Source organism: Pseudomonas sp. HMWF006 (genome assembly GCF_003061205.1).
Lineage (GTDB): Bacteria > Pseudomonadota > Gammaproteobacteria > Pseudomonadales > Pseudomonadaceae > Aquipseudomonas > Aquipseudomonas monsensis.
Window position 1 is genome coordinate 1 of sequence record NZ_QAIU01000293.1, and the last position, 1,896, is coordinate 1,896.

General features: G+C 63.4%; 1 protein-coding gene. It reads right to left on the bottom strand.

Going from position 1 to position 1,896, the window contains the following annotated elements; all coding sequences use genetic code 11:
- A partial coding sequence (locus DBR24_RS12165) for a condensation domain-containing protein (protein WP_256591422.1) occupies positions 1-1,896 on the bottom strand: 1,896 nt, incomplete at both ends.

Consider the following 1,896-nt stretch of genomic DNA (forward strand, 5'->3'; position numbering starts at 1 on the left):
GTCCATGAGGATGTGATGGCAGGTGTAGATCAGGTGATGCGTCGCCTCGTCCGTACGCACCAGCGTCACCCGCAACAGCGGCGCCCCGGTCAGGTCGAACCCGCTGGCGAGGTCGTCGCCGGCCAGTTGATCCAGCGCTGTGCCAAGGTCAGCACGACCGCGCCAGTCCTGTGTGCTCCATGGCATCTGCGCAGTTTGACGCACCACTTGTACTGCGGCGGCAGCGTCTTGTGGCCAGACAAATGCGGTGCGCAGGATTTCGTGGGCATCAACGGTGTGCTGCCAGGCCTGACGGAAGCGCTCGGCGTCGAGATGCTGCACATCGACGCGCAATTGGTTGGTGTACGCCGGACTGTCCGGATCGTTGACGCTGTGGAACAGAATGCCCTGCTGCATCGGCGACAACGGATACAGATCGACGATGTCGCGGGCCGGGATCGGCAGTGCCGACAGTTGTGCCTGAGTCAGCGTTGCCAGGCTGAAGTCCGACGGCGTGACAGCGGCCTCGCCACTGTTGCAGCAATGTTCGATCAAACGTTCCAGCTCGCGACGATAGGCCTCGGCCAGCGCCTCAATGGTTTCTGCGCGATACATGCCGGTGCCGAAGGTCCAGGTCAATTCCAGCTCACCGCCGTAAACCTGACCGTCAACGCTCAGCCAGTTACCCAACGGTGCCGCCGCGTCCTGATTGGCGCCGGTGCTTTCACCACTCGGCACGAACAATGCGCCTTCTTCGGTGTTGAACGCGCCGTCGAACTGGCCAAGATAGTTGAAGGTCACACGCGGCTGAGGCAATGCCTGCAACTCGGCGCAACGGCTCAGGTAACGCAGCACGCCATATCCGATGCCTTTGCCCGGCACCGCACGCAGTTGTTCCTTGATTGCGCACAGGGACGCACCTGGCGTCGCCTCAGGTGTCAGGCGCACCGGGAACAGGCTGCTGAACCAGCCGACCGTGCGGCTCAAATCAACATCGTCGAACAGGTCTTCGCGACCGTGCCCTTCAAGCTGCACCAATACCGAAGGCTGCTCGCTCCAGTCGCACAATACCCGCGCCAGTGCGGTCAGCAGCAGGTCGTTGATCTGCGTGCGATACGCCGCCGGCGCCACTTTCAGCAGCTTGTGGGTCAGTGCCTGACTCAGGCGCGAGCTGGCCCGGGCCGCTTGCGCACGCGTCTGGTGCTCTTGCAGGAAGTCTCGCGGCAGCGTTGCGTCGCTCGCCTCCAGGGTCTGGCGCCACCAGGCACCTTCAGCAGCCAACGCCTCGCTCTGCCCGTAACGGTGCAGATGCTCGGCCCAGCTGTGCAGCGAGCTGCTTTTACCCGGCAAGACCAGCGGCGTGCCCGCCGCCAACGCGGCGTAAGCGTGCTGCAGATCTTCCAGCAGAATGCGCCACGACACGCCATCCACCACCAGGTGATGGATGACCAGCAACAGACGTTGTTCAGCGTTCGGCAGGTTCACCAGGACCGCGCGCAGCAAGCGCCCCAGTTGCAGATCCAGGCTGCGCTGGGCTTCGTCGGCGAGTGCCGGCAACGACGCCAGACTGTCCAGCTCGCGCACCCACAGCAATTCAGGATCGCGCTGGCTCTGCGGTAATGCCTGCCAGGTATCGCCCGACAGCTGGAAATTCAGCGCCAACCCATCGTGCTGTTCGACCAGTGCCGCCAGTGCTGTGCGCAGATGCGTGGCGTCGAGCGGCGTGGTCGGCTGCAACATCACCGACTGGTTCCAGTGCTGACGCCGGGCAATCTCCATCTCGAAGAACCGCGCCTGAATCGGCAACAACGGCAATGGCCCGCGCGCTGCCGGCGCCGCAGTCGTAGCGGGTTTCGCTTCAATCAGTCTGGCCACCGCGGCCAATTGGCCAATGGTCTGTTTTTCGAACAGTTGCTT